Source organism: Pseudoalteromonas sp. SG43-7 (assembly GCF_014164295.1).
Classification (GTDB): Bacteria; Pseudomonadota; Gammaproteobacteria; order Enterobacterales; family Alteromonadaceae; genus Pseudoalteromonas; species Pseudoalteromonas rhizosphaerae.
In genome coordinates this window covers 1-4,272 of the sequence record NZ_JACJEY010000112.1, presented here as the reverse complement: position 1 = coordinate 4,272, position 4,272 = coordinate 1, and the positions used below count along the sequence as shown (strand labels likewise).

5 protein-coding genes are annotated in these 4,272 nt (G+C 36.8%); all 5 read right to left on the bottom strand.

The window, feature by feature from the left end; genetic code table 11:
- Positions 1-1,178: hypothetical protein (locus H5200_RS22825; RefSeq protein ID WP_259399274.1), on the bottom strand; the 1,178-nt coding region annotated here is incomplete at its 3' end.
- 52 nt (positions 1,179-1,230) lie between these two features.
- Positions 1,231-1,605: a hypothetical protein gene (locus tag H5200_RS22820; protein ID WP_182762770.1), complete on the bottom strand. Its 375-nt coding sequence runs from the start codon at positions 1,603-1,605 to the stop codon at positions 1,231-1,233.
- Positions 1,606-1,864: 259 nt separating this feature from the next.
- Positions 1,865-2,794 carry a hypothetical protein gene (locus tag H5200_RS22815; RefSeq protein WP_182762768.1) on the bottom strand — a complete coding sequence of 310 codons (930 nt, stop codon included), beginning with the start codon at positions 2,792-2,794 and terminating at the stop codon, positions 1,865-1,867.
- Positions 2,795-2,977: 183 nt separating this feature from the next.
- The gene (locus tag H5200_RS22810; protein ID WP_182762766.1) at positions 2,978-4,045 is read right to left on the bottom strand and encodes a hypothetical protein; all 1,068 of its coding nucleotides are present in this window, start codon (positions 4,043-4,045) and stop codon (positions 2,978-2,980) included.
- 133 nt (positions 4,046-4,178) lie between these two features.
- On the bottom strand, positions 4,179-4,272 hold a 94-nt coding region (locus H5200_RS24520; RefSeq protein WP_404936147.1), incomplete at its 5' end, for an IS3 family transposase.

Below are 4,272 nucleotides of genomic sequence, written 5' to 3'. Positions count from 1 at the left end.
GGTTTTAACTCCTCAGGAAATCCGTGTTTTTCTGTTATATCTTTATCTATTTTGAAGTAGTGCTCTATTGATTGATATAAGTGTGTACCAAGCGGGATTGATGTATCCATAAAGGTCATGGCTGTTGCATATTGCAGCGAATCCCACTGACGATTAAAACCACCTACATAAAATGTTGGTTTAGTGAGTCTATAATGCTTAGGGTACTTTAATGGCACCATGAGAGACACAAACACGCGTGAACCACCACGAGCTGAGCCTACATTGCGCTCATTTGCACCAAAACAAACAATGTCTTCGTAAGGTAAATAAAACGGTTTTCTAAACAAAGTATGAGGGGTTTTTACAAGCCCGGTATGGCGATTAAAATAAAACTTATCTCGGTGCGATAATATGGCGCGGTGTTTATGCATATAAAAACCTATGATAAACAAAGGCATGTATATAACAAACGGTACCCACCTGTAATCGCCCCACACAAAACCAATAATCATCAAGTCCGAGAGGAAACAGATAAACGTAAACACCATTAACAAGAAGCTTAGAGCAGTAAATAAGTTTGACCACCCTCCAAACCATGAAATAGCAAGTTGTTGCCCATCAGTGCGAACCCAGTGCCCCTCAAGCGTTGAGCCACTATCTGGGGATGAAAGCTTTGCTGTATATTCATCAGTAAAACGCTTACTTTTAAACGTACGGGTTTTAAACCCGCAGCCATTGAGTGCTTCGGCTTTTTTTAATCGCGCCTCATAACTGTCTTTATGCAAATAATCTCTTGGCAGCCTTTCTCTGTACTTAGTGGAGTTAGCCCGATAAATCGAGTCATTTCTTTGCTTAGTTCTCTCTGCTTTTTCTATTTCTGGATCTTTTTCTTCTTTACTTTTTCGATCTCTTCTTTCAGCATAGCTTTCATCAAGTGCTAATCGTTGAATGTTTTTATCTTTTGCATTAAGTGGTTTTTTTCTCGGGTTAAGTTGTTTCCATTCTTCTAGCTTCCTAATTCTTTCTGGCCTTTTTTCTTCATCCTCAGCAACAAACTTTGCTACGTGCTCATAATAGCGCCTATCGACTTCTTCTGGGTTTGCACGCATCCAGTCTTCGCGCTCTTGATCTTCGCGCTTTCTTTCTTCTAACATTTCTTTTTTTATTTTTTCATGATCTAATTGATTTTCGCTCATTATTACTCCTTTATTTGCTGTACTTCTTGTAAATTTTTTATAACTTAGCTTTTTATAACTTAACAATGGCTTGGCTAATGACTTGGCCAATGCGGTGGCTATACTTGCGCTCATCGCCCCAAGAAAAGAACCCTGGCTTTTCACCTGCTTTGTAATATTCGATTGGTAAGCCATAAATACTATTAAACCCTTGAATTGTTGGTTGACCTTTACCACTGGGGTACACCGTGGCTTCTAGTTTGAGTTCTATCTGGTCGCCTGGCTGCAAACCAAATTCAGTCAAGAATGCATTGTAATTTATTTCTGCTTGCCACCCTGTTCGTGCAGGCTGAAGCATCCATATCGCATCTACTAATATGGGGGAATTAAGGGGGATTTGTTTAAATACTCTGTGCTTTGTGTAACGTGACATTCTACGTTGTATCATTTCTGCATACTTTTTAGCTGCTTCAATATTATAACCACGAGAGAAATTTAAGATGACACCCATCTTAACTATTCAAACTGAATGTCGTTTTTATTGTTCAATTTGCGCGGCGTAAAGCCGCGCCTACGCAAATTTAAATGGCTGTTTTCTTCACCGTTTATATGTCGCCATGTTAGCCAGCAACGTGCCAATAAACCTAGACAGCATTTATGCTGCCTAGGTTTGAATTCCATTTCTGATTGTTAAAGAGCAATAACTTTTAAACACCCGCAATAATTTGCATTGCAAGGGTTTTCATCAGCCGTTTCCAATACGGTGTGTTGTCTGGTTTGTTTAAACTTTCATCTATTGGCCATTTATCCCATGGTTTGGTGATTTCTTTATTTGCCCAGCGTTTAGGATTGGTGATAGCGCCGTCAAAGTTAAAGCGGTAAATATCATCATCAAGTTCTTCTTCTATTTGCTTCATCTGCTTGTAGCTCATTAAACGCCAATACTTTTCAGGGCGATTATTTTGCTTATCAAAATCCCGTGTTATCGGGTCTAAATGACGAAATGGCTCGATTTCTGGTGAATCAACGAGCCGTTTACTTAAGTCCATAAAGCGCACTACGCGCTCCCATGTATACTTACAGTAGTTTGGGTTTTGTGGGTTGTCTTTAACCCGTATTTCACTAAATGCACCATGGTGGTTTTCATAATCTTTATGGGCAATATACATAGCATGGGTCACACCATGGCCCTGTGAATGGTTCGCTTTAGCGTAAAATGCCTCGATATCTGAGAACGGAAAAGTCGAATGGCCATGCTCATTTTTTTCGGCATTATCAACCGACCACGTAAAGTTCACTGTTTGGTTTTGACGGTCAAAATATACTTCACGTTTAGGTAGAATATAACGCGCTAATATAGGGCTGAAGTTTAAGAAAAAAAGATTAAAACCGATTGCAGGTAATACAAACCAAAATGGAAAGTCTTCTGGTGTTGATGTAAATTGTGAATAAAACCATACCCCAAAAAATATAACTGAGACAATTGAACCTGTTACTCCTAAAAGAATAGGCCCTAATGTTAACCCTAGCGTCCAATCCCCCGCATTATGAAAACCTAAATAACGGCCTTCGTTATCTAAACTTTGAGGTTTTACCTTTTTATTATCTTCTTTCTCCAATAAAAATCTGACAATCATCAATCCTTTAGGTGAACTATACTCATACATTTTTGAGGAAATATAGTGTTTAAAGTTCTGCGAATTTTCTATCATTCTTGCATTTAGTTTTGCAAATCTATATGAAATTGACATGAATATCCTTTTGCCCACTCAAGCAGCTATTTACTGCTTGAGCTAAATCCTATTTATTTCTTTGTTTAACTACAAATCAATCATTAAAAATGAAGTGAATTTTTGCCACAACGTTTTGCCAAATTTAATCTCGCTTTCAGCTTTTATATTATCCGCATATTTCCATGGGAACTTAAATATATCCGGCGGTGTTAGCTTTCTGATAGGTTTACCCGTCAATAAGTTATTGAGCTGTTCTTCATCATTAAATTCTTTTCTAAGTTCATCATCCGCTTTAGACATTTCTTTTAAAAATGACTTATCAACCCGATACCAAAAGTACTTAGGGCGGCCATTCGCTTTATCAAATTCAGCGGTGGTTTTATCAAACTCACGGTAATATTCAAATTGCGGAATATCAGCTAAAGGTTGAGTAACATCCATAAAGTTTTGTAATAATTCCCAATGTACAAATGCAGAGCTAATTAAATTAGCACCTGTCCACGCATAAAAAACGTCTTTTTTAAAATGTAATAGTGTAAATCCCCTAAATGGAAAGCCGCTTTGAGGGTTGTTCTGGACTTTATAGTGAGCATTAAACTCTTCAAATGGAAGTTTATTAATTACTTCGGTACTGTCATTTTGAGATAGCCAGACAAGGCCCGTAGTTCTCTCAAAATTCATTCTTGAATGCATAACTATTTTTCTTATTAACGTCCAGATAGTTAAGTTAAATAATTTAGATCCTCCCCATATAAATAAAAGTACAATTAATACATCTTTTGCCTCTTCTGGATCTCCAAATAGAAATAAAAAAAGAGGTAAACAAAATATAAAAAGTAGAAGAGTTAAATGCGCACAAAACCAAAAAAATAATAGTACGTCAATTACTTTTTTTCCTAATGTAGATAGACTTAAAATATGCGGATCACTACCAAGAACATTTCTATAATGTTCAGCTTTACCTGATAAATTATATTTATAATCGGAGTTTTGAGAACTGTCAAAACAGTGACCAAAAACATTTCCTCTTGGGTATATTGCTTGCTTACTTTGATAACGGCAATACATAGAGTCACGCTCATCAGTCGCTATTTCATCTCTAAATTTTGCATATTGCTTACCTCTATAAGCGGTTTCAGCATACTGCTCATGCATATTCTATTTCCTTTATTATCCATGCTTTATCTGGTTGCTCACCTTTATCCCAGTTATTACGCTCATCAATATCCACATAGGGCAAGGTCACATTTTTATCTAGGTGTAATGGTCAACAAATTCTGTAGAGATTCTAAGCGGCATTTTTTAATTCATTATATTTCTGATGTGGCGTCATATAATTAAGCGTAGAATGCCTACGTTTGTAATTGTAAAACTGAATATAA

Excerpts from the sequence above, each read along its gene's own strand:
- H5200_RS22820 (WP_182762770.1), bottom strand. The coding sequence starts at position 1,605 with ATGATACAACGTAGAATGTCACGTTACACAAAGCACAGAGTATTTAAA.
- H5200_RS22815 (WP_182762768.1), bottom strand. The coding sequence starts at position 2,794 with ATGATTGTCAGATTTTTATTGGAGAAAGAAGATAATAAAAAGGTAAAA.
- H5200_RS22810 (WP_182762766.1), bottom strand. The coding sequence starts at position 4,045 with ATGCATGAGCAGTATGCTGAAACCGCTTATAGAGGTAAGCAATATGCA.